Below are 22,663 nucleotides of genomic sequence, written 5' to 3'. Positions count from 1 at the left end.
AAAGAAAAACTCCCCGTCCTCAGCGGAAGCCTCTGCTATCTCTGCGGTAAAAAACTTTAGTAAATAGTAAATGCTATTCTCAAATAACTTAGTTACGTGTCAGGTCGCCCTCGTTGGGGTTTAGTATGTATTCGAAGTTTTCGTGCCCATTATGAAATATAAACTTCAAGCGCTCTTTGGCCGCGTGGATATCAAGCGTTAGCGCGGCTATGGTTGATGGCACATTGTCTTTTATCAGTTTAAGATCGGTAATGTTGGGCATCTCAATCAATATACCCTCGGCAACGTCAGTTACCTTCCATCCCTGCAAATTTGCCCGGTTTAAAATATCAAGCCATTTCTGTTTATAAGCGCCCATAATTGTTTATATAATGTTTAGTAAACCCTATGATAAGCTATAAAGTTTTATTTTTTTAACACTTTGATAAAATGTATAAAATGACCGCCTGCTTATTTTATACTAACTTGCCAACAATTGTAACAATGTTACTGCACTAAGCGTTCGCCTGCGCGAATAAAGGTGCCCGTACAGCTTATTTTATGTCATGGTTATTTAATATTTATATAAATAGCAGCTTAAAAAAACAAGATACATTTCAAATTGTAAAGTAACGGGTATCAATGTTTAGTTTAAGTGATACATTTGCCGCATTAAATGGATACAGTAAGTAATACTCCCCCGCCGGTACAAAAGCGGAACTCCAAGCTAAAAACACGCGTAACCGGTTTTTTTGTTAACCTGTACGATGTAAGTAAATTTGTAGTACGTTTTTTTAAAGAAGCATTTGTACCCCCTTATGAGTTTAAAGAAATAATACGCCAGTGTTTTGAGGTAGGTGTGCGTTCGCTAACCCTTATTTCGTTAACAGGTTTTATTATCGGGGTTATTTTCACCAAGCAGTCGCGCCCGTCGTTAACCAACTTTGGTGCAAACTCGTGGCTGCCGTCGCTGGTTTCCATAGCGGTAATGAAAGCGTTGGCCCCGTTGGTTACCGCTATTATAGCATCAGGTAAGGTAGGTTCAAGTATCGGTGCCGAATTGGGCTCCATGCGTGTTACCGAACAAATTGACGCCATGGAAGTATCAGGTACCAAACCCTTTAAATATTTGGTTTGTACCAGGGTTATAGCCACTACGTTCACCGTGCCTTTGCTGGCCACTTATTCGGCTTTGATAGCCCTGTTGGGCGGCTACCTCAACGTATCGCAAAACGAGGGTACCAGTTTCAGCGAATTTATGGAATCGGCCTTTGAGCCTATTAACTTTATAGATATAAACGCCTCATTGGTAAAGGCCATTGTGTTTGGCTTTACTGTGGGTATGGTAGGTTGCTACCAGGGTTATAACTCAAGCAAGGGTACCGAGGGTGTGGGTAAAGCGGCTAATAACGCGGTGGTAATAGCCATGTTTTTGGTATTTATTGAAGAAGTACTTATTGTACAAATAGCCGGCTGGTTCAGATAATTATTTATGGAGAAAGCAAAAGCACAAATTAATTATGATAACCCGGTAATATCGATCAGGAACCTGGAGAAATCCTTTGGTGACTATCATGTACTGCGGGGCATCGATCTTGACCTTTTTCAGGGCGAAAACCTGGTGGTGCTTGGCCGTTCGGGTACCGGTAAATCGGTATTGATCAAATTGATATCAGGCTTACTATACCCCGACAGCGGATCAATCGATGTATTAGGTAACGATGTACTCACGCTTGATACCCGCTCCTTACAGGAGCTACGCATCAGAATAGGTTTCTCGTTTCAAAACAGCGCGCTGTATGATAGTATGACCGTGCGCAAGAACCTGGAGTTCCCGCTGGTACGTAATAAAAAGGGCATCACCCGTAAAGAGATAGATCAATCGGTAGAGAGCGTGCTTGATGCCGTTAGCCTTTCGCAAACTATTAACCAGATGCCTTCGGAGTTATCAGGCGGTCAGCGCAAGCGTATAGGTATAGCCCGTACCTTGATACTTAACCCCGAGATCATGCTGTATGATGAACCAACAGCCGGCCTCGACCCTATTACCTGTATCGAGATCAACGAACTGATCAACGAGGTACAGCAGCGTTACCATACATCGTCAATCATTATTACGCACGATCTTACCTGCGCTAAAATGACCGGCGACCGTATTGCCATGTTGCTCGACGGGCAATTTCAGCGGGTGGGTAACTTTAATGAGGTTTTTGCCACCAGCGACGAAAGGGTAAAACCATTTTACGATTACAATTTTATACAATAGAAAAGAAAAACATATACCATATATATGGATACTACAGAAAATAAGAAAGCAATTATAGTAGGTATTTTTGTTGCCATAGGCCTCGTTATATTCGTGGTGGGGGTGCTAACTCTGGGCAGTTCGCAAAAAAGCTTCGTAAAATCAATCCACGTAAGCTCACGCTTTGATGATGTTGCCGGTTTAAAAAAGGGCGGCGCTATCTGGTTTTCGGGCGTTAAGATAGGTACCATTAAAGAGATAAGCTTTACCGGTGTTTCGCAGGTAGATGTGGTGATGAATATTGATGAAGCCGTAAAACCTTACATCCACCGCAACGCTTCGGCCAAGATAGGTTCTGACGGATTGATCGGTAACAAGATCATCGTGATTGATGGCGGCAGTCCGCAGGCCCCTGTAATTGAGAACGGCGATGTATTGCAATCAGAAAAAATGCTATCAACCGATGATATGCTGAAAACCCTGCAAGAGAATAACCAAAACCTGCTGGCCATCACCAAAGATTTTAAGCAATTGAGCAGCCAGATATTACAAGGTAAAGGTACCGTTGGCGCTTTACTGGCCGATAGCACCATGGCTATTAACCTGCGTAACGCCATGCGTAACTTACAAACCACAACTGAAAGCGCTTCGCGGATGGCGGTTCAGCTGGATCATTTCAGCCAAAAAATGAATACCAAGGGCGGCCTGGCCGATAACCTGCTTACCGATACATCAACCTTTAACCGTATAAGGGCATCGGTTGCGCAATTGCAACAGGCAGCGGCCAATACCAATACTTTTACCGATAACCTTACCAAAGCAAGCAACAAGCTGAACGGTACCGATAACGTGTTAGGTATTTTATTAAACGACCGTAAAGCGGCCACACAGGTACAAACCAGTATTAACTATTTACAGTTAAGTTCGGTTAAGTTAAATGATGATTTGGAAGCCGTACAGCACAACTTCTTTTTAAGGGGCTTCTTCAAGAAAAAAGAAAAGGCTAAAGCCGACAGTATCAAAAAAGCCAACAAGCAATAAGGATTTATTTATCCTGATATAAAAGTAAACAACAAAGGCCACCTCAATTGAGATGGCCTTTGCTGTTATTGGATTGGTTGCAGATTACTCATCCGGTCTTAGCTTCGCCCGACCACCTTCTCTGCTACGCAAAGAAGGATTTTCTAATCTTTCAACTTTTTTTCCTTCACCCTCTTTGCGCTTTCGCAGAGAGGGTCGACCAGCTCAGCGTAGTCGGGGTGAGTCAATTAAGCTATTTTAAGCGACTGGTACTCGTGCTGGCGATATATTTGCTGCGATGCCTTCAGCATGTTTTCCATGCGGCGTACCAGCTTGTTGGCATAGGTTAAGTTAGTATCCAAATTATCAAGATCTGTTTCGATAGCTTTCAAATTAGTGATACGCCCCAGGGTGATGATGATCAGCTTTTCATTCTTCTCTAAAAAGGAGATGACTTTCATAAAAAATATGCTTTTCTCTTTAAGCAATTTTTCGTTCTCATCAATCATGCGGGTAAATTCGGCTTCGGTAACGTTGTTGTTTAGCTTGCCGGTTTTAACCATTTGTAACAGCTTGGTATAAGTAATGCTGATTTTGCGATAAGTTAACTGCATCTCTTCATCCACCGAGCGGATGGAGAAGCAGTGACGATATTTTTCATAATAACCAAATGCACCATTAGCATTAAGGATGCAGTTTTTATATTTATTAAAAATAAGATTCGGTTCCATAAGCAATATCTTTTTTATGCTTAGTGCCAAATATAGAACCAAAAAACTATCGCTGCAATTAATAAACTTGCCCAAACCTTGGCATATTGGCAAAATATTCCGAAAGGTTTTAGGATAATACTAATGTAACAAGAATGAGACTTAATATATTTAACCAATGTTTAAACATCTATTAGTAAAATGGTTTAGCATTTGGTACACTTGTTCATTTTGTTCACAAAAAACTACAAAAATTTCACATACTTCACGCTTATTTAATCATTGGTATAAATTATTTTCACACAATTAATAAAACTATCAACAAACTATCATCAGCGGCTAATGTTGTTAATGCAAACAATGCATCATGAGCAGCAACAATAAATATATAATACAAGCCGCGGGGCTTGGGGCGGTAGCCGGTTTACGTACCACGTTTGCACCGGCAATAGCCAGCCATTACTTAAGCAGGCACCCAAATGCTGTCATATCTAACTCGAAATTGAGCTTTATACAATCGCCCGTGGCGGCTATTATAACCAAAGTATTATCGGCCGGTGAAATTGTGGGCGATAAGCTACCCACCACTCCCGACAGAATCGCTTTTCCGCAAATCCTTGGGCGTATAGGTTCGGGCATGTTTGTTGGGGCTACCATTTACAAAGCCAATAAACAAAGTTTGCTTACCGGCGCGCTTGTAGGCGGGGCATCAGCACTGGCGGCCAGTTTCGCCGCTTTTTACCTGCGCAGGTATATCGATAAACTTCCCCATGTAAAAGATGCCGTTACCGGTGCTGTTGAAGATGTTATCGCTATTGGCAGCGGCATTGCCCTTTTAAGCAAATAGCAATAATTTGTACAAACAATCGATTATAATTGATATATTTAGCTTACCCCATCCATAAAAAAAGGGTGCTAAGTATATCTTTATAGTTTATGAAAAAATATTTACTTCTCCTTATTCTTATTTCCTCAGCGTTTATATCACGTGCGCAAAAGTATAATTTGAGCTTAAATCTTAAAAAAGGCGAAACTTACAGTACCATCAGCAAAGCCAACACAGTGATCAACCAAATGATCAATGACCAGCCTTTGGATATCAGCATGACCATTACCGGCAAAATGTCGTACAAAGTGATCGGTATAAGAGATAGTTTGTATGATATGACAGCCCAATACGATAGCCTGGGTTTTACCATGAAAATGCCTAACGGCGAACTGTCATCAAGTTCAGAAAAGATCGACAGCAGCAATATATTCGGCTTATTAATGTCGAAACTTAAAAACAAGCCTTTCAAACTCACCATGTCAAAAACCGGCAAAATATCGCAAGTAGATGGTGTTGAGAAAATGATTGACGGCCTGATAGCCGGCATGGGCAGCAAACTGAACGACGCCCAAAGAGCGCAGATGAAAAGCCAGATGAGCAACTCGTTCGGTACGGAGGCTTTCCGTACAAGCATGGAGGTGTACCTCACTATTTTCCCGGGTGCTAAGGTAGCTAAGGATGCTAAATGGGTAATTGATACCAAGCTAAAATCAACCATGGTAGCCGATGTGCATACCACCTATACGCTAAAGGATGTTACCGACCAGTACTACCTTATTGCCGGTGATGCTACTATTAAAACCGACCCTAAAACGCCGGCTGCTACCGTAAACGGTTTCCTGATAAAGTATAACATGGCGGGTACCAACCTTACAGAAATTAAGGCCGATAAAAAAACGGGCTGGATAACTGAAGCGCACGTTGTACAGAATATAAAAGGCAATAACGAAATACAAGACAACCCACAAATACCGGGCGGAATGACCATACCGATGACCATGAATACCAACATGACCATTACTGATAAATAGCCGTTTTTAGCGTTTGTACGCTTTGTTCACTTTCTGAAAAGATTTTAGCCATTGCAAATAATTGATATATTTGAAATAACAATTTGACCCCTTTAGCTAATAAAATTTTTGAACACCCGGCTACAATATAATAAAGAGACCGCTGCGCAGTTTAATTTGCAAACCATACATACCTTGTACAATAAGTACGGGGCCATGTTACTGGGTTACATTTTTGACGTAGTGAAGGACGAGCAACAGGCCGAAAAATACCTGATAGACGTTTTTAATGATGTGCCCGCTGTACTGCACGAGTTTTCGGAGCATGGCACCAATGCTTATTGCAAGCTTCAGTTAATGGCAAAAAAGCGCCTTTCGGGCTATTTTAAAACCGTTGAAGATTGCGAGGATGGCAGGCCGCGCACATCGGCAAGGCCTAATAAATATACCGACCTCATGACTGCCGAACAGCAGCTTGTTTTTTGCGGTATACATTATCAGGGTAAAAACACAGCTACCATTGCTGCCGAACTGAACACCAATGAAGAAGGTGTAAGAAGACTATTAAAAGAAGCGTTTATCATTATCAGGAACAATCGTGATCATGCAGGAATACATTAACAGCGGAATACTTGAAACCTACGTGTTAGGTTGCGCTTCTGAAGAAGAAGCCAGGGAAGTGCTGTACATGAAAGAGCAGCATCCCGAAATACGTTCGGCCTTAGAACAGCTGGAGATAGATATGGAGCGTATTGCCGAAGCAGGCGCCCTACTACCGCCTCCCGGCACCTGGAGCAAAATAGAAAAACAAATTGAAGAGATCAGCTTGCGCCAGCCTACCGAACCGGCCATCTATCGCGAACGTTATAACGACAATACGCAAACCCCACCGACGACGCCTGATTACATTAACGTGGAATCGGAATCGAGCCACATGCGCATACATAAGGTATGGCGCTGGGTTTTCGCGGCAGTGTTTGTGCTGGGTAAAATATTTTTAGGCTTCGCGATATATTATTACCTGGAGAACAGGCAAATGCAGGAGCAATTATTAGAGCTAAAAACAGAGATGAAGCAGCTGAAAAAGTAAGCCCTCTCCTCTCTCAAAAGCATAAAACAAGAAATAGCGCACCATTACGATGCGCTATTCTTGTTGATAAGGGTTTAGGTATTAAGCTTATTACTCGCTATGCGAGGTATTGGAGAAGATCAATTTTTGTCATTTCGAACGAGGAACGAGGAGAAATCTTCTGCTCCAAGCAAGTAGCAGAGATGCATGGCGAAGAAGATCTCTCCCTATGGTCGAGATGATAAGTAGTCTTCCCAACATCTGTGATTACTCGTTGTGCGAGGTATCGTTATTTGCACTTTTAGCGTTTTCGCGTTGCAGCTTCTTCAGCATATCACTGCCTATCAAAGCATCTATCATTCCGCCCGAACCGCCATCTTTACCGCTCACCAGTATTTCAGGCACCAGTTTAATGTTGTTGCTGGCTAATGCTTCGGCTACACGTACTATGGCATATTGTTCGGTACCCATGGCTTCGGTTTTCTGTTTGGTTACTTCGGCCTCGGCCAAACCAATGGCTTTTATCTTCCCGGCTTCGGCATCACCATTCACTACGGTGGCGTTAGCATCGGCAGTGGCATTCACTGTTTTCACTTCAGCATCGGCTTTGGCGTTAATCGTTTTCACTTTGGCATCCGCTTCGGCATTAATGGTTTTTGATTCGGCCTCACCTTTGGCTGATGCTACTTTTGAAGCAGCCATTTGTGTATTGATCTCTACCTGGCGGGTTGATTTTACCACCTCCGGCTGCATATCGGCACCGGCCTTGGCACTCTCAAACTCCTTACGTTCTATCTGCGCGTGGCGCTGTATTTCGTAGGTTACCTTTTCCTGTTCGGCAATTTTACGATCGGTAAGGGTTTTCATCAGGGCGGCCGGCGGCACAATGTCACCTATCAGGGTATCCACCCCTACCACGTTGTACGTGCCCAGCACTGCGCTGATGTGTTCTTTAGCATCGTTTTGCCTTTGTATACGGTTGGCCAAAAAGCCTATCACATCACTCTTTTGCGCCGAGTTACGGAAGTAGTTGGCAATGGTTGGTTCCAGCACCTGCGATACCAGGTTCTTCATTTTACCGAAACGGGCTATTACTTTAGGTGCTTCGTTTCTGGGTACGTGAATAATTTGCGACACATCCAAGTTGAAGGTAAAACCATCAGACGACCTTACAGTAATAGTACTCAGGTTCTTGTCCAGCTCGTGCGCTTCTGTACGGCTATCGGCCCAGTTGAGCACTATATTGGTGGTTGGCACTATCTCTACCGCGTGGGTATAGATGTTTACAGGGTGCTTGCCCGGGTCGAGCGGTTCTTCCCACACCCCTTTTTCGTTCCGTTTTACAATGTTACCGTGCTTAAAGCTATCGCCGCTGGTATCTTTACCTAACGGACCAACGAAGGAGTTCACCACGCCCACATAACCAATCGGGATATAGATCATATCTACCTGTTCTACCAGCACAAACCAGGGGTTGAGGTAATAGGTACCCGCCAGTATCACATCTTCCTGCAAACCTTTACGGCCACCGGCATTGATAAAGGCTATCGGATCCTGAAAGTTTTTATGCCCGGCTACCGATTCACCGGCAATTTCACCTTTATCCAGCGGTTCACCATCCAGTGTAGTGATCACCCCTACTTTGTTCTCCTGTATCTGGGTGATAGGCACGGTAACTATTTCGAACAAAAAGGTATTGATACGGTAGCTACCCGGCGTAAGAAAAGCCGCCTGCGGACCCTTTTGCCCGTTGTTGTCCAGAAAAGCAATGGCATCCTGAAACTTATCGCAGTCTACCGGTTTACCCAGCACCCGGCCGGTATCCAGCGAAGCGCCATCCTTAGCCTTTACCAACCCGAGCTTGTTTTGCTCAATAATGGTGAACGGCTGCATAAATATGGCATACTGCCATGGCCACATGCGCCAGTACAAACCCGGCGCTAAGGCCTTGGCCTGCATACCCGCTTCGCCGTTGGTGGCAATGATACGGCCGTCGGGCAGGCGCTTGCTTGATGATAAGGTGAATTTTTTAACGACCAGCCCTATTCGGTCGTCGGGGACGATCACCATCCCGAAGAAGACCCTTAATACGAATTTGTACAAAATAATAAGCACAACAAGGGGCACTACCCATAACAGGTAAAAATTTAAATCAGACATTTTTGGTTGAGATTTTTAAATACCAAGCCCTTAAGGTACGGGCCTTTAAAATAGACTTACAGCTTTATTTTGAGCACCTTAGCTGTAAAGCAGGTTAGATTTTCGGTGTGTTTTGGTTTACATTTTGCAATGATATTACACACCAAATATTGCATAGACTAAAACGATTTGCAAGAGATGGCGAAAAAATAATTAAATAATAATAACAGGATATTTTTATAATTTTCCTGTCAAAATAACATTATTAAAAATGCCTAAAAATATAATATTAGCAATTATTGGAGCCTTAGTTTTTTTGCTTTCGGCCTGCGGCGGAGGCATAAATGCCGAAAAACTGCGCGGAAAATGGAAATACATCAAAGTTTTTAAACCAAATGCTAATCCGCCGGATACGGTTTCGAGCATCGAACTGGATGAAAACAAGCCCTATATTGAGTTTTCGGGTGATGACAAACTGAAAATAATTTGGGGCAGCGAAGTACTATCGCACGGCACCTATAAAATAGAAGCCAGTAATTTACGCTATCGCGAAGAATTCGACAACGGCCAATCGCGCCAATTCCCCTTCTACGTATCAGAACTTACCGACAAAAAGATCATCTTCGAAACCGTAGGCGCCGACGGCTCACGTGTGGAAGCGGTTAAAGAGTAATTTAGACCATAGTCCATGGTCGATGGTCCATAGATAAGATTGCATTACGCTGTATACTATTGGCTATAGATCATGGTCGATGGCTCATAGTCCATAGATAAAATTGCATTACGCTGTATACTATTGGCTATAGATCATGGTCGATGATTCATAGTCCATAGATAAAATTACATTACGCTGTATACTATTGGCTATAGACCATGGACTATGGACCATCGACTATGAACTAATTAATGCCCAACAACAACCACCTCATTATCAGCGGCTATGAAGCGGTCGCGGTTGATGCGGAGGCTGGTGAAGTAAACCACAAAGGCCAGCAATGACGAACCGAATACTACGATAGCCAGCGGCAGTACCGATTTGGAATCGAACATACCAACGGCTGTTGATACCAGCGCGCCTATGCCTAATTGCAGCGCGCCCATTAATGATGATGCTGTGCCCGCGTTTTTAGCGAAGGGTGCCAATGTTAAGGCGGCTGTGTTAGGGTTGGTGATACCGATACAGCATAAAAACAAGAAGATCATCGCTACGGTACCATACAAACCGAACACATTATTCAATGCCCCTGTGAAGAACAATGCCGCGATAATAGCCTGTGCGCTTAACGATACTTTTACAATTTGCTCGCTGCGGTATTTCTTGAGCAGCAGGCTGTTCACCTGGCTCGATCCGATAAACCCTACCGACAAACCTGCGAAAATCCATCCGTAATTCTCCTTGCTTACCCCAAACACCTCCATAAACACCATCGGCGAACCCGCCACATAAGCGAACAAGCCTGAAAAAGCTAATGCTCCTGTAAAGGCGTAGGTATAAAATTGAGGTTCTTTTAACACAACCCAAAAGCCGTTAATAATGGGAATAGGTTTTAAGGACAGGTTTTTATCGGGCTGATAACTATCGGGCAAAGCAAATATCACTGCCAGTAATATCAACGCGCCCATTACAGCTAATATAATAAATACCCATTGCCAGCCTGCACCCGCCGTAACATAGCCACCTACAGTAGGCGCTATCATAGGCGAAGCACCTACTACCAGCATCAGCAAGGCGAATACCTTAGCATTATCTTTTACCGGGAACAGATCGCGTACCATGGCCATAGAGGCTACCGCGGCGGCGCAACTGCCTATGGCCTGTATAAAACGTAACAGGATTAACGCGTGCAGCGACCCCGCAAACGCGCAGCCTACCGAAGCGATCACATAAAAAGTTAAGCCGAAATATAGAGGTTTTTTGCGGCCGTATTTATCAAGCAGCGGGCCATACAGCAGTTGCCCGGCAGAAAGCCCGATAAAAAAACTCGATAGGGATAATGCCACCTCGGGCACGCTTGTGTGCATGTAAGCGGCAATGGCCGGAAAGCCCGGCAAATACATATCAATTGAAAACGGACCTAACGCTGTTAGGGTTCCTAAAATAAGTATGAGGAAAATGTATCGTTGCTTAGTCATAAAGTACTTTGTTTTGTTGCAGCGGCAGGTGGTATTGGCGGCTTAGCTTTTGCAAAGATGCCTTATTTTATTGCAACATAGCTGCACTTCGTATAAGCGTATTGTCAATTTTTGTTAGTGCGAATTATCATAATAAGTAGCGTCTTTTACAATTTTGCCTTTCGTAATAGTGAGCACGGTGCAAATGGGCAACCGCCATTTTTTACCATCGGGCAGGCTGCCGCCTGATACAAACTCCACCACTACCCTGTCGCCGGTGGCGGTGATGCTTTTAACGTCATCCTTAATATCCGGGAACATTTGCTGCATCTCTTTATACTTGGCAGCGGTTTCGGCGGGTGTTTTCTTTACATATTCTGTTCCGAATGACGGATCTAAAAACTCGGCCGTATCAGCATAAAAAGCTGCCATCTTTTTCCAGTCGTGCTGGTTAAAGGCTTCAAACATGTCTTCTGCTATAGCGATGTTTTGGGCGCTGTTTTCAAATTTGCGGCAGGCCGATAGCATCAGCATGGCAATTAATATAATTGACAGTTTTTTCATTATTGTGTTATGGCTTGTGTTAATTCTTTCCAGTTATCTTTTAGGGTAACATCCAGTTGTCCCTTACCGGTTTCGCAATAGCTTTTAAGGGTGAGCAAATGCCTTGCCCAATGAAAATTGCATACCGAAAAATATTCGCTTTGCTGCCGCCAACAGCTATGGCTAAAGTTAAGTATAACCGCGCCTTTTTTCTGCTGAATATCGAAACTTATACGGGTGTTGGTCCACTCATCATCGGGTAGCAGGCATTGCCACTCTACAAATTCATTCGGTGTCAGTTCGATGATCTTCATGGGGGTTACGCCGCTTGCACCTTCATCAAACAGGTTGATGTAACCCAGTTCGGGCCGGGCGGTAGTTTTCCTGATCCACCATTGCGACAGGCCCTCCTGCCGGGTAACAGCGTCATAAACCTTATTTGCAGAAGCTTTTATCCATACCTGATGCGTAATTGCCGCCATAGGCATGTTTTGCGTATATTGAAAATAACTTAAATTAAATAACATACGGTGCCTTTTAAGTTTAATTGCCGCTGTAAAACCACATACCATCGGCATAATATAAAATTAGCCAGGTTAAACGGATTGCGCACGGTGAAAAAATGTCAATAAAAGGGGGCAAAAAAGACAAAATATTGTAGTTTAGTTTCTTAGAATCTCATCAAGAAGGAGTTTCTAAATAAAACATTATAAAAAATACGTCATTGCGAGGCACGAAGCAATTCCAAACTATACAGAGCGGCCCTGTAAATCGGGGATTGCTTCGTCGTTCCTCCTCGCAATGACGCGGCCTTTTTAACTTTTAGTACAATTATAACCACCTATGATCAACCTCGCACTGTTATATACGCGCCAAAGCCGTCCCATTAGTGTAGCGGCCATATTAGATATTTTTGAAAGCGTTAATAATTTTAACGCTATTAAACAACTGCCCCCGGCTTTCAGTATTCAACTGCTTAACAATGGCGACACCATTACGGTACACGAGAAATACCAAACCGTAAACACTGCCGACGCCCAAAAGCCCGATGTGATACTGATACCGGCCTTTAATTCTATGGCCGACATGGAAGAGGCCGTAAGCTCAAACCATTCCTTTATCCCCTGGATACAGCAACAATGCAAGCAAGGCGCCGAAGCGGCAAGTTTTTGTACCGGCGCGTTCCTGCTGGCTGCAACCGGCTTACTTAACGGCAAAAAAGCGACTACGCACGTAATGGCCACGGGTAATTTATCGCGTGCCTTTCCTGATGTTATGGTGCAGGGTGATGATGTGCTTACCTGCGATGACGGCATTTATACCAGCGGCGGTGCCACCAACACCTTTCACCTGCTGCTTTATTTGGTAGAGAAATATTGCGGGCGCGATGCTGCCGTACAAATTGCCAAAATGTTTTCGATAGATATGGACCGCGACCGGCAGAATTACTTCGCTACCTTTTTACCCGAGAAGAACCATAACGACCCATTGGTAGCGACAGTGCAGCAACGCATGGAATCGGCCTATGCGCAGTCGGCTACCATTGAAGAGATCGTGGGCGACATACCATCGAGCCGACGCAATTTTGTACGCCGTTTTAAACATGCCACCGGCATTACCCCTATCGAATACCTGCAACGTACCCGCATTGAGGGTGCTAAAAAGCTATTGGAAAAAACCAACCAAAGCATCACCGAGATCATGTTCAATTCCGGTTATAACGACCTAAAATCGTTCCGGCAGTTGTTTAAAAAAGGTGTTGGTTTAACCCCTAAAGAATACAGGGATAAATTTCAGGCGAGCAACAACTAACCTACAAACAGCTATATATCAACAAAATAATCGCCAAAAATCATTATTGGCTTACTATTTGCATAGTTATCATTTTAAATATAATGACCTATGAAAAAGTTAGCAATATATGGCGGGTTGATCATCACATTCCTGCTTTCGGCAGGTGATTTTGCCCACGCCCAAACAAAAAAGAAGAAAGGTATTAGTCAGCAAGGTAAAGGTGCCATCATTGGCGGCGCAGCCGGCGCGGTAGCAGGTGGCCTGATAGGCCAGGATGTTAAAGGAGCCGTAATTGGCGGCGCGCTTGGCGCCGGCGGCGGTTATGTAATAGGTAACGAAAAACGCTTAAGCAAAGAAAAGAAAGAGCGTGCTTACCGCAGAAGTTTGAAGAAAAAGAAAAAGGTTAATTAAGTATAAAGTGGCTTGCGTTTGGTAAGCCTTTTTAATATTTGTCATTGCGAGGCACGAAGCAATCACGTAGCTCTGAGTGACCGCTTTGTATAGTTCGCGATTGCTTCGTGCCTCGCAATGACAATTCGGGGAATAACTCACTAATTGACTTACATACAAATACTTACGAAGTTTTAAAAACTTCGTAAGTATTAAGCGAATTTATTTCTTCCCTTCGGCAAACTCCAAACGTTGCCCGGCGCTGTGGGCGTTGAATTCGGGGGCGTACATGCTTTGTACACTGGTGATACCGGTGGCATATCTTCCGGGTTGTGCTACCCGCAATTTATACTCGAATACATAATTACCTTTTCTTAACGTGCTGATGAAAAAGTTGGTGGCTACATCCTTGCTTACCTGGTAGTAGTATAAGCCATCCTGGTATTTATATGAGGATATCGCGTCAACGGGTTCGGTACCTGCCGGGCGCATATCTTTCAGGTGGATGTAGTCAAAATCACGGTCGGCATTGAGGTATACAATTACTTTCAATATATCGCCTGTTTTGGGTTGATGTGAGGCATCAACATCTGTAAGCACATCGCCCGCATCGGTCTTTTTCAGGATGAAGTATTTGCGTTCCAGCTTTATTGCAGTGTTTGATGGCGTTATTTTATCCAGCTTTTCGGTATACTGCCAGTATAAAGCACTCCAGTTAATGGTTTTGCTGTTATTTTTGATCTCCACTTTACCCAATTCAGATTTTACCTGCTCATCAGCCCAGGCGGTTTTAATATAACCTGTACCGGCTTCTGCTTTTACATCGGGCTTTAGTTCGGTAAGCGGTTTACCGGCAATGGTGATTGTGCTTTCGGTATTATCTGCCAACAGGTTATCGCCCTTCATTAATAAGGCGTAACAGGCGGCGGCAGTGGCCTTGGTGCTTCGCCAGTTGCTTGTTTGTTTGTTACGGAGCAGCCAAACCTTCATTTCTTCCACCGCTTTCGGGTTATTGGTAGCTTCGGTAAACAGTTCGATCATCAGCGACTGCGTTTCCACAGGCGCCTGGTACCAATAATATCCCGACTGGTTCTTTGGCCAATACATGCCCAACTCATCCGACTGTTTAGCAGTTTCCAGTAATGAATTAATGATCTTTTGGCTTACATCTTTCCTGTTGTAACGGTACATGGTGAGCGCGATAAGGGCCTTCTCATATTCGCTTTGCGTTACCCATTGGCTGGCTGCCCTGTTTATATAATTCTGTAAAACCTCGCTCAGCTCGGCATCGGTTTTTACCGATGTAAAATAGCTGCGGGCATACCAGGCATGGGTTTCGAGGTTATCTACATTGCGGGTTTTATAATTTTTATCGTATTTACGAACATTCAGCTCACGGCCCTTCAACTCATTATCCATGTAAACGAGCAATTTTTCGGTGATAGATTTTAACGATTTATTGCTCTCGTCGCCCAGGTTTAACTTTTTCAGCTGACCTATACCCGCCAGGATATGCTGACTGATATAGCTATCGGCATACTCACCACCAAACCACGGGAAACCGCCGCCCGGCAGCTGCCTTTTCTCCAGCTTGCCAAGGTTTTGCGCCAACTCATAGCTCATCTTGTTAAGATCGAATAACAACGCTATCCGTTTCTTCTGCTCGCTCTCGCTGATGGCATCCTGCAACCAAGGCGATTCTTCCAGCAGTACGGATTTCAGCTCTTCATTCTTTTCCAGATTGGATAGCAGGGATTTGGAGTCGGTGGCTTTCCACCGGTCGAACACCTGCTTAATTTGCGGGTATTTGTTTACAATAACCGTAGCGAAACTATTGGCATAATACCGGCTGAAGATCTGCTCCGAACATTCGTAAGGGAACTCCATCATGTAAGGCAGCGCCTGTACCGCCGTCCACGCCGGGTTTTGGGTATACTCCAGTGTGAGTGTCTTATTTTTAAGTGTTTTGCTGCTTTGGTTGATCAGTTTATCAAATGAGAAAGCCTTTGTTTGTCCGGCCCTCACCATCATCGGCAAGCTTTCTGTAACCAACATATTGTTGGGGAGTACGGGCACGGTATTTTCTTCCCCATCGCTATAGTTGCCCCCTTGCGCGGTGAGGCGATAAGTAAGCGCATCCAATCCGGCCGGGATGATCAATTTAAAGGATACTGATTTATTAGTTGAACCGGTTACCTCAACATTTTGTTCCGCATCTTTCGGGTTAACCAGCAGATTAACGGGCTGCATTGTGAGTGCGTTAAAGAGTTGCATGTTTACCTTGCCCTTTATGGTTTGTGTAGTGATGTTAGCCAAACGCGCCGATACCGTAAGCGTATCGCCCTCACGTAAAAAGCGCGGCATATTGGCACTGATCATCAATTGTTTTTGGGTGATCACACTCGCCTCTACATAGCCGGTTTGCAGATCTTTAGTATGCGCCAATCCCCTGAACTTCCAGCGGGTAAGCGATTCGGGGATAGTGAAATCAATCAGGATCTGTCCTTTTTCATCAGTATGCAGTTGCGGGTAAAAGAAGGCTGTTTCGGCAAAGTTTTTACGGATGGTGCTGGGTTTGTAAGGCGTTGTTCGTATTTCGCGAAATACAACATTTTCAGACTTATACCCGTGTGCATGTGTTGAGGGGGCAAAATAGCCAAATCCATTATGACTTTCCCCCTCAACTGCCTGCTTAACATCTGAATTACCTACCGGCTCATCTATCCTTACATCTACACTTGGATCACCATACTGTGATTTCACACCCGGGTCTACAGATTGAAGATCATATGCTACTACAGGCGGCGGAAATCTCATCATATCGATTCTGCCAATTGATTTTAAATTCACCACTATTTTAATACCCTTTTGCGGCACTAACTTACCCTTGTAATACCCTTTCTTAGAAAACAACAATATGGTATGCGGAGGTACTTTGATCTTAAAATAGCCTAAATCATTAGTGGTAGTATATATAGCAGAACCACTTACTCTTACCTCAACGCCAGCCATTCCATTTCCAGCCCCAAAAACAACTCTCCCTATTACATCAAAACCATTTTTAACCAGCAACGCCTTACGTTTATATGCTTTTTCCAGTAATGCACTGCTTGTTCTTGTTATTGTATAGTCTTCGCTCGTTTGCCTGTAGTTGTCGTTATCGCCACCGTAATATCCATAATTATTAAGATCGAGTTCTTCGTATACACGGGTTACGGGCAAGTAAGTAAAATACTTCTTAAAACTCCCATTAGTGGTTACCAACTCTGAAGCTTCAGCTTCTCTCCATGTGTAATAAAACTGTTTATCCTCGTTATAAAACGTATCGATATCCCATTTTACCCTTGATGATATTTCATCAAGCGAGGCATCGTACAGGTTAGCCAATAGCTCGGCACCCTGCTTATCATCGGCACCGCTTATCTGTAATTTCCATTGTTCTTTTTTACCCGGGTCAAGTTTATTTCTGAAAGTAATAAATTTAATATCAAGCGGCTTATCTTCCTTTTTAACAGTAATATGAACCATATAACGATAAACCCTATTTTGATGATGCAGTAAAAACTGTACCGAAAACATGTTACCAACCAAGCCTGCCGGCACAGGTATAGTTAATTTTTCGGAATGGCCGGCCGGAAGCTTTAACCATTGCGCCGATAGGATCTTAGGCCCTTCTAAAACCTCTACCCATACCTTACATTCCTTGCCAATGCCTGCAAAGAACTCCGCCGACTGGCCGGGAGCTATCACTTGACTTACCACGTTTATCCAATCATTCTGTACCGGGGCATTCTCAGCAAGGTAATTAACATACTTAATAACCGATGCCGTATCTCCGTTGTCAGTAGCCGCGCTAAATTCAATTTTATACATTCCGGGCGGCGATGATAAAATATCCTTTAGAGATAATACACCGCCTGTGGCGCTCATCTCAATAGTTGATTCGCTTATCTTTTTTGTAATTGGCCATTGAGTCTCGTCGGCCTCATTATTATATGTAAAGTCAGGAAAATCCGTCTTATAATCAGCTTCATTTATCAAATGCTGGTCGGGTTTTTCCCATAATTTTGAAAGATAAAATACAGATGGATTTTTTAAGGCATAGATACTTACCTTCACCTTGCCATTAACATTTTCGTGATTAAGGTTTGTTAATTTAATGGTGTTTTTTTTCGCGTTAGATGCAAAAAGCAGTGTTGTTAAATTCACATCCAATATAACCGGTTTATCACCTATGGTTATTGAACTGTTGGCAGTTTGTGTTTCATTAGCCGCGTCGGTAATGCTCACATCAATATTAAAATCATAGATAATTTCAGCAGGCTTATCATTGTCGGCTTCAGCACGAAACTTCATTGAAAATTCACCCTGCTCGTTAGTAATCACTGTATCAGAGGCAATTTCTGTACCGCCATAAAAATTAGTTGAAAATCGCCTTAGTACTTCGCCTCTGAGGGGTAAAAAGCTTGGCATGCGCCGCGCCGTATACACTACTTTGGCATTTGATAAACCATAGCCCGCAAACGTAATGGCCTTGCCTGTAACCAAAACAGTATCGTTTAACTTGTAAGACTTTGTTACAGGGGTTATTTCTACACTAAAAGTTGGTCGTTTATACTCTTCTACATTAACGGATATTTTTCCATATTCGCAATTTATTGTAACTGTTCCGCTTACATTTTGAGGAATAACGAAAGAACCGGCAGCAGTACCAAATTCATTGGTTTTAAGCTTTATACCGGTAATTACCTTTGCCGCGGCTACATTATCACCCTGCTCGGTTACACTTACCTCAACATTATAATTAGGCACCACTGCATTTTTAGTACCCTCCATTTTGGTATGCAACAATTTAAAATAAACTGTTTGCCCCGGGCGATATATCTGTCTGTCGGTAAACACTATGGTACGGGGGGCGATGTTATCGTTTTGCCATGGCGCACGATAATACCAAAGCGTATTATCCTGCGTAAATAAATGATCGGCAGGAGTTTTCAGGTTGATATCAAAATTATCATTATCCTCCACATCAAAAAGGCACATTCCGTTGCCATCGGTAATGCCCAAAGCAACTACCTTTTTATTTTTCTTTTTGGTAATTATGGATACGCTTACATTTTTCAATGGTTCGCCGGTATTACGATCCTGCACCAGTATTTGCCGTTTACCATTGGGTTGGGTTCGTAAATTATAAGCAAGGCCGCTTACCTTAAACATTTGAACGTCTTTTAATTCCGCGCCTTTTGTTACGGTGTCCGCATCTGATACAATCAGGTATATTCCCCGTTTTAATGCATTAACTTTAAACTCGGCCGAGTGTGAGCGGTAATCTGCGGTAGCGGGTAAATTCAACAAAGAAGTTTGCAAAGGTTTCAGTTTATTCACCAGCTTTAGTTGCGCCTTACTCAATTCAACATGCCCGTATTTATCAAGCTTTTCAAATTGCAGTTCCTGCTCATCGTTTATTTTGTAAATATTTACTTTAGCCCGCTTTACATTACGATAGGTTATCATAGCCAGAATTGGCACTTCAGGTATATTTACATCTTCTAACGATACCGAAACATTTTGCTCTTCAATTTCATTCTTTAATGAGCCTGCGTTATTAGCAGCCATACTTTTAGGGTATGTACCTATGATTTTTTGAAGATAAGCCATACTTGTTTTAAGGCTGTCTTTGCTACTATAATAGTCAGCTATTTTATATAGGGCATCAGCACCAATATCTTTAGTTGAAGTATTTGCCGCTATATTTTTTAACGCGGCAAGGTATAGGCTGTCCTTGTCTTTAATATTTACCTTGTCAAACAAAAAAGTAAGCCTTAACAAATCCAAATCGGCTAAAGCCTCGGCGTTATTTTTTTCCAGCAGGTATGAAGTTCCCTCCTGCAAATATTTTATTCCGTAATAAAGCGTTGAAGCGGTATCTGTTGTGGTTACATTTAACTTTGTAAATGTTTTATTGTCGCTAAAAAAACGCGGATCATTTAGTGAAAAGGGCTGCTTGGGTTTTATAAGAGCCGGTTCGTCATTTAAAAAATAGCCAAACGACCTGTGTAAAAGCAAATCGTACAAAGTTGGCCGTAAATTACGTGTAGCCGAATCGCCTGCCAACACAGCATGCAAGGTATTTACAGGTGTATTTTGTAAACGCCGGGCATCGTTCAGCGAACTTGCATACAAAGCCGTAGTTTCGTTTATTAAAGTGACCATATCCCAATTTCTGAAATCAGCATCGCGCTTCTCAAGTTTGCTTCGGCCGGCAATTTTCCAGCGGTAGTCGCTATAATACTTCCAGTACATTTCGGCCAAAAGCGACTGCAGAACAGGCTTTACCGGAAAGTCGACCTGTTCAATATCCCTGTGCAGTATGTTTACGATATTGATGAGCGCATCCTCTTCTAAATAAGTTTGCATGTTAATACGATATATCACCGCTTTAACTATTTGGGCAGCGTTATTTTCCCGTCGTGCCAAGTCATCAAGCTTATTTACCTCTTTTAATGCTGATTGGGGCAGGCCAAGGTTTACCAGGGAATCGATAGTGAAAACGATATTGCTATACTTAGTTTGCGCGTTTGACAATTGATAACAAAGGCAAAAGACTAATAATATCAATATTCTTTTGAGGAGCTTAGGTGTAATATAAGGCATATTAAGCGATAAGTTGCAGGGTTGTAAATACAGGTTGTGAGCCATCGGTCTTTTCAGGATAGCGCACAATGATACAACGTTCAATAATAAACTGTAATGTGCCCGCAGGAAAATATTTTAATAATTTATTTCTCTTCCATTTGTCATAATAAAATCATAATTTAATCGTCGCCAGCTAAACTCAATTCACATTTTATCCGTTAAGCAATTATATATGATCAGAGTGTTAGTTGTATTATTCGTTTTAGTGCCTTGCTGCCTGTTGGCGCAGCCTAAAATGGTACGCGATACGGTTTACAACCCGGTTAATACTTACGGACAGCGCGATTTGATAGACATTGGTCGCGATGTGTTCAACATCCGTCCGTCAAAAGTTAAGGTTGAAGAAGAGAAGAATGTTTATTTTTCGTTTCTACCCATATCCTCAACCGTGCCGGGCGGCGGCAAGGCCTTGTTTACCTCTACCACGGCAGGTTTTTATTTAGGCAATCGCAGCACTACTTATATCTCCACTATCAACTTTACGCCGTACTTCAATTTCAGGGGGCGCTATGGTTTGCCAATCCGTTCAAACATCTGGCTTAAAAATAACGACTGGAATATACAGGGCGATACCCGCGTAATGGTTTACCCCCACTATACCTGGGGACTTGGCGGCACTAACGATAACGACGATAAAATGCTGATAGACTATAAGTACATCCGCTTTTATCAAAGTGCCCTGAAACGCATTAAGCCTTATTTTTATGCCGGGGTAGGTTATAATTTAGATTATTACGTAAATATAGAAGGGCACGACAATTCCAAACTGAAAGATTTTACCGGTTACAGATTCGGCACGGGCGACAGCAAGAACTCCTTTTCATCGGGCGCAAGCCTCAACCTATTGTACGATAGCCGCAATAACTCTATCAACCCCTTACCGGGTTGCTATGCCAACCTTATTTACCGCTTTAATACCCGTATGTTGGGAAGCATTAACCATTGGCAGTCGCTATACGTCGACATGCGCAAATACGTGTCGCTAAGCAATGGCGGCCCCAAAAATGTACTGGCCTTTTGGAGCTATTACTGGACTACTCTCTCCGGCGGAACGCCTTACCTTAATTTGCCCAGTATAGGCTGGGACCCATACCAGCGTTCGGGCAGGGGCATCAGTCAAAACCGCTTCAGGGGCGATAAGTTGATTTACTTTGAAAGTGAGTATCGCCGGGATATTACACGCAATGGTTTACTGGGCTTCGTACTGTTTGCCAGCATAAACTCGGTATCAGAACCCGGTACCAAAAGATTCGCTTACTGGAACCCTGCGGGAGGATCGGGCTTGCGGATAAAATTCAATAAAAATTCGGGTACTAATATTGGTGTTGATTATGGCATGAGCAAGGGGTACTCGGCAGTGATGGTTACACTGGGCGAGGCATTTTAAACCCATTTTGTAACAATGAGTTGACATAGCAACAAGCATTTACAGCACCCGTTAAAATAGTTAAATCCCGTTAATTGACTTATTACTGATCCCGAAAAATCATAGTGGCAAAACAAAAATACCGGAACACATTTTTTTTTGTATTTTTGTAAGCTTTATAAAAATATCCAACTAAAATTAGCCCAAACTCATGCTCCTTATTAAGGGGTAACTCACAGCAAAACAATCAAGGTAGCTTTTTCGGGCTCATTCGTTTTATTAATAATATATGATGTTGAAACGTATTTTAGTGTTAGATGACAATCAGGATATCCTTGAAATTGTACATGAAACCCTCGCTTATGAACAATTTGAAGTAAAAAGCACCGGTGTAGCATCTGATGTTATACCGATGATGAAAGATTTTGATCCGCATTTGGTAATACTTGATTATCGTGTAGCGGGCACTAATGGCGGCGAAATTTGCAGGCAAATAAAATCGCACCCCGATCATAGCGAAGTACCGGTAATCATCTTCTCGGCCTATATTAACAATACCAGCGAATTATTCGCTTACGGCTGTGATGCCATCATTAACAAACCTTTCGACTTAAACGAGCTTGTAGAAAAGGTGAATAGCCTTGTGCAATAATCTATAGCAAATTCCCTTTATTTTCACACTACCACGCTCATCAATCGGCTACTAATCAGCCGTTTGACGTCAAAGACACGAGCTATTATTGCCAAATAGTTAAAAACAA

General features: G+C 43.0%; 19 protein-coding genes. 12 read left to right on the top strand and 7 right to left on the bottom strand.

Translation table 11 applies throughout. From position 1 onward, the window contains the following. Nucleotides 1-88: 88 nt before the first annotated feature. Complete coding sequence (locus tag AC07NA_RS21140; protein ID WP_345213210.1) at nt 89-358, bottom strand: hypothetical protein; 270 nt, start codon at nt 356-358, stop codon at nt 89-91. A gap of 297 nt (nt 359-655) precedes the next feature. Here AC07NA_RS21140 and AC07NA_RS21135 point away from each other — a divergent pair, with 297 nt between their 5' ends. From AC07NA_RS21135 to AC07NA_RS21125, 3 genes are read left to right on the top strand one after another with little or no spacing between them, the layout of a single operon-like run. Then, a complete protein-coding gene (locus tag AC07NA_RS21135) occupies nt 656-1,465 on the top strand; it encodes an MlaE family ABC transporter permease (RefSeq protein WP_345213211.1) in 810 nt (269 codons plus the stop codon). A 6-nt stretch (nt 1,466-1,471) separates the two neighbouring features. Beyond that, nucleotides 1,472-2,245, top strand: a complete 774-nt coding sequence (locus AC07NA_RS21130; RefSeq protein WP_345213212.1) for an ABC transporter ATP-binding protein — start codon at nt 1,472-1,474, stop codon at nt 2,243-2,245. A 24-nt stretch (nt 2,246-2,269) separates the two neighbouring features. Beyond that, nucleotides 2,270-3,265, top strand: coding sequence for an MlaD family protein (locus AC07NA_RS21125; RefSeq protein WP_345213213.1), 996 nt, complete (start codon nt 2,270-2,272; stop codon nt 3,263-3,265). Nucleotides 3,266-3,492: 227 nt separating this feature from the next. Here AC07NA_RS21125 and AC07NA_RS21120 read toward each other — a convergent pair whose 3' ends face one another. Beyond that, nucleotides 3,493-3,975, bottom strand: coding sequence for a hypothetical protein (locus tag AC07NA_RS21120; protein ID WP_494899540.1), 483 nt, complete (start codon nt 3,973-3,975; stop codon nt 3,493-3,495). 346 nt (nt 3,976-4,321) lie between these two features. Here AC07NA_RS21120 and AC07NA_RS21115 point away from each other — a divergent pair, with 346 nt between their 5' ends. The 4 genes from AC07NA_RS21115 to AC07NA_RS21100 all read left to right on the top strand — a co-directional run bounded on the left by AC07NA_RS21115 (nt 4,322) and on the right by AC07NA_RS21100 (nt 6,883). Then, nucleotides 4,322-4,801 carry a DUF4126 family protein gene (locus AC07NA_RS21115; RefSeq protein ID WP_494899538.1) on the top strand — a complete coding sequence of 160 codons (480 nt, stop codon included), beginning with the start codon at nt 4,322-4,324 and terminating at the stop codon, nt 4,799-4,801. A 158-nt stretch (nt 4,802-4,959) separates the two neighbouring features. Further along, nucleotides 4,960-5,814: a DUF6263 family protein gene (locus tag AC07NA_RS21110; protein ID WP_494899536.1), complete on the top strand. Its 855-nt coding sequence runs from the start codon at nt 4,960-4,962 to the stop codon at nt 5,812-5,814. A gap of 108 nt (nt 5,815-5,922) precedes the next feature. Then, nucleotides 5,923-6,414, top strand: coding sequence for a sigma-70 RNA polymerase sigma factor region 4 domain-containing protein (locus AC07NA_RS21105; protein WP_494899534.1), 492 nt, complete (start codon nt 5,923-5,925; stop codon nt 6,412-6,414). Then, a complete protein-coding gene (locus AC07NA_RS21100) occupies nt 6,398-6,883 on the top strand; it encodes a hypothetical protein (protein WP_494899533.1) in 486 nt (161 codons plus the stop codon). Before AC07NA_RS21105 ends, AC07NA_RS21100 begins: the two co-directional genes overlap by 17 nt. Nucleotides 6,884-7,129: 246 nt before the next feature. Here AC07NA_RS21100 and AC07NA_RS21095 read toward each other — a convergent pair whose 3' ends face one another. After that, nucleotides 7,130-9,022, bottom strand: a complete 1,893-nt coding sequence (locus tag AC07NA_RS21095; protein ID WP_494899531.1) for an SPFH domain-containing protein — start codon at nt 9,020-9,022, stop codon at nt 7,130-7,132. Nucleotides 9,023-9,272: 250 nt separating this feature from the next. Here AC07NA_RS21095 and AC07NA_RS21090 point away from each other — a divergent pair, with 250 nt between their 5' ends. Continuing rightward, nucleotides 9,273-9,674, top strand: coding sequence for a hypothetical protein (locus tag AC07NA_RS21090; RefSeq protein ID WP_494899529.1), 402 nt, complete (start codon nt 9,273-9,275; stop codon nt 9,672-9,674). A gap of 230 nt (nt 9,675-9,904) precedes the next feature. Here AC07NA_RS21090 and AC07NA_RS21085 read toward each other — a convergent pair whose 3' ends face one another. The 3 genes from AC07NA_RS21085 to AC07NA_RS21075 all read right to left on the bottom strand — a co-directional run bounded on the left by AC07NA_RS21085 (nt 9,905) and on the right by AC07NA_RS21075 (nt 12,183). Continuing rightward, a complete protein-coding gene (locus tag AC07NA_RS21085) occupies nt 9,905-11,134 on the bottom strand; it encodes a multidrug effflux MFS transporter (RefSeq protein ID WP_494899527.1) in 1,230 nt (409 codons plus the stop codon). Between the two features lie 114 nt (nt 11,135-11,248). Beyond that, complete coding sequence (locus AC07NA_RS21080) at nt 11,249-11,677, bottom strand: nuclear transport factor 2 family protein (RefSeq protein ID WP_494899526.1); 429 nt, start codon at nt 11,675-11,677, stop codon at nt 11,249-11,251. Next, the gene (locus AC07NA_RS21075) at nt 11,677-12,183 is read right to left on the bottom strand and encodes an SRPBCC family protein (RefSeq protein ID WP_494899525.1); all 507 of its coding nucleotides are present in this window, start codon (nt 12,181-12,183) and stop codon (nt 11,677-11,679) included. Before AC07NA_RS21075 ends, AC07NA_RS21080 begins: the two co-directional genes overlap by 1 nt. Before the next feature lie 316 nt (nt 12,184-12,499). Here AC07NA_RS21075 and AC07NA_RS21070 point away from each other — a divergent pair, with 316 nt between their 5' ends. Further along, nucleotides 12,500-13,468: a GlxA family transcriptional regulator gene (locus AC07NA_RS21070; protein ID WP_494899524.1), complete on the top strand. Its 969-nt coding sequence runs from the start codon at nt 12,500-12,502 to the stop codon at nt 13,466-13,468. A gap of 90 nt (nt 13,469-13,558) precedes the next feature. Continuing rightward, a complete protein-coding gene (locus AC07NA_RS21065; RefSeq protein WP_345213225.1) occupies nt 13,559-13,861 on the top strand; it encodes a YMGG-like glycine zipper-containing protein in 303 nt (100 codons plus the stop codon). Between the two features lie 201 nt (nt 13,862-14,062). Here the strand turns inward: AC07NA_RS21065 and AC07NA_RS21060 are convergent, their stop codons facing one another. Then, complete coding sequence (locus AC07NA_RS21060) at nt 14,063-20,494, bottom strand: alpha-2-macroglobulin family protein (protein WP_494899522.1); 6,432 nt, start codon at nt 20,492-20,494, stop codon at nt 14,063-14,065. A 214-nt stretch (nt 20,495-20,708) separates the two neighbouring features. Between AC07NA_RS21060 and AC07NA_RS21055 the strand changes: the two genes are divergently transcribed. Both AC07NA_RS21055 and AC07NA_RS21050 read left to right on the top strand, forming a co-directional pair. Beyond that, nucleotides 20,709-21,923 carry a BamA/TamA family outer membrane protein gene (locus AC07NA_RS21055; protein WP_494899520.1) on the top strand — a complete coding sequence of 405 codons (1,215 nt, stop codon included), beginning with the start codon at nt 20,709-20,711 and terminating at the stop codon, nt 21,921-21,923. 268 nt (nt 21,924-22,191) lie between these two features. Further along, complete coding sequence (locus AC07NA_RS21050; protein WP_345213228.1) at nt 22,192-22,554, top strand: response regulator transcription factor; 363 nt, start codon at nt 22,192-22,194, stop codon at nt 22,552-22,554. The last annotated feature ends 109 nt before the right edge of the window (nt 22,555-22,663 follow it).

The organism is Mucilaginibacter sp. GW821-FHT07G05, assembly GCF_059418565.1.
The sequence above is the reverse complement of the archived record's forward strand: the minus strand, read 5'-3'. Positions and strand labels throughout refer to the sequence as shown.

Bases quoted from the DNA above. Each gene is read 5' to 3' on its own strand.
- AC07NA_RS21055 (WP_494899520.1), top strand. From the start codon at position 20,709: ATGATCAGAGTGTTAGTTGTATTATTCGTTTTAGTGCCTTGCTGCCTG.
- AC07NA_RS21075 (WP_494899525.1), bottom strand. From the start codon at position 12,183: ATGTTATTTAATTTAAGTTATTTTCAATATACGCAAAACATGCCTATG.
- AC07NA_RS21130 (WP_345213212.1), top strand. From the start codon at position 1,472: ATGGAGAAAGCAAAAGCACAAATTAATTATGATAACCCGGTAATATCG.
- AC07NA_RS21050 (WP_345213228.1), top strand. From the start codon at position 22,192: ATGATGTTGAAACGTATTTTAGTGTTAGATGACAATCAGGATATCCTT.
- AC07NA_RS21125 (WP_345213213.1), top strand. From the start codon at position 2,270: ATGGATACTACAGAAAATAAGAAAGCAATTATAGTAGGTATTTTTGTT.
- AC07NA_RS21065 (WP_345213225.1), top strand. From the start codon at position 13,559: ATGAAAAAGTTAGCAATATATGGCGGGTTGATCATCACATTCCTGCTT.
- AC07NA_RS21090 (WP_494899529.1), top strand. From the start codon at position 9,273: ATGCCTAAAAATATAATATTAGCAATTATTGGAGCCTTAGTTTTTTTG.
- AC07NA_RS21115 (WP_494899538.1), top strand. From the start codon at position 4,322: ATGAGCAGCAACAATAAATATATAATACAAGCCGCGGGGCTTGGGGCG.
- AC07NA_RS21070 (WP_494899524.1), top strand. From the start codon at position 12,500: ATGATCAACCTCGCACTGTTATATACGCGCCAAAGCCGTCCCATTAGT.
- AC07NA_RS21060 (WP_494899522.1), bottom strand. From the start codon at position 20,494: ATGCCTTATATTACACCTAAGCTCCTCAAAAGAATATTGATATTATTA.
- AC07NA_RS21100 (WP_494899533.1), top strand. From the start codon at position 6,398: ATGCAGGAATACATTAACAGCGGAATACTTGAAACCTACGTGTTAGGT.
- AC07NA_RS21135 (WP_345213211.1), top strand. From the start codon at position 656: ATGGATACAGTAAGTAATACTCCCCCGCCGGTACAAAAGCGGAACTCC.
- AC07NA_RS21085 (WP_494899527.1), bottom strand. From the start codon at position 11,134: ATGACTAAGCAACGATACATTTTCCTCATACTTATTTTAGGAACCCTA.
- AC07NA_RS21080 (WP_494899526.1), bottom strand. From the start codon at position 11,677: ATGAAAAAACTGTCAATTATATTAATTGCCATGCTGATGCTATCGGCC.
- AC07NA_RS21120 (WP_494899540.1), bottom strand. From the start codon at position 3,975: ATGGAACCGAATCTTATTTTTAATAAATATAAAAACTGCATCCTTAAT.
- AC07NA_RS21140 (WP_345213210.1), bottom strand. From the start codon at position 358: ATGGGCGCTTATAAACAGAAATGGCTTGATATTTTAAACCGGGCAAAT.
- AC07NA_RS21095 (WP_494899531.1), bottom strand. From the start codon at position 9,022: ATGTCTGATTTAAATTTTTACCTGTTATGGGTAGTGCCCCTTGTTGTG.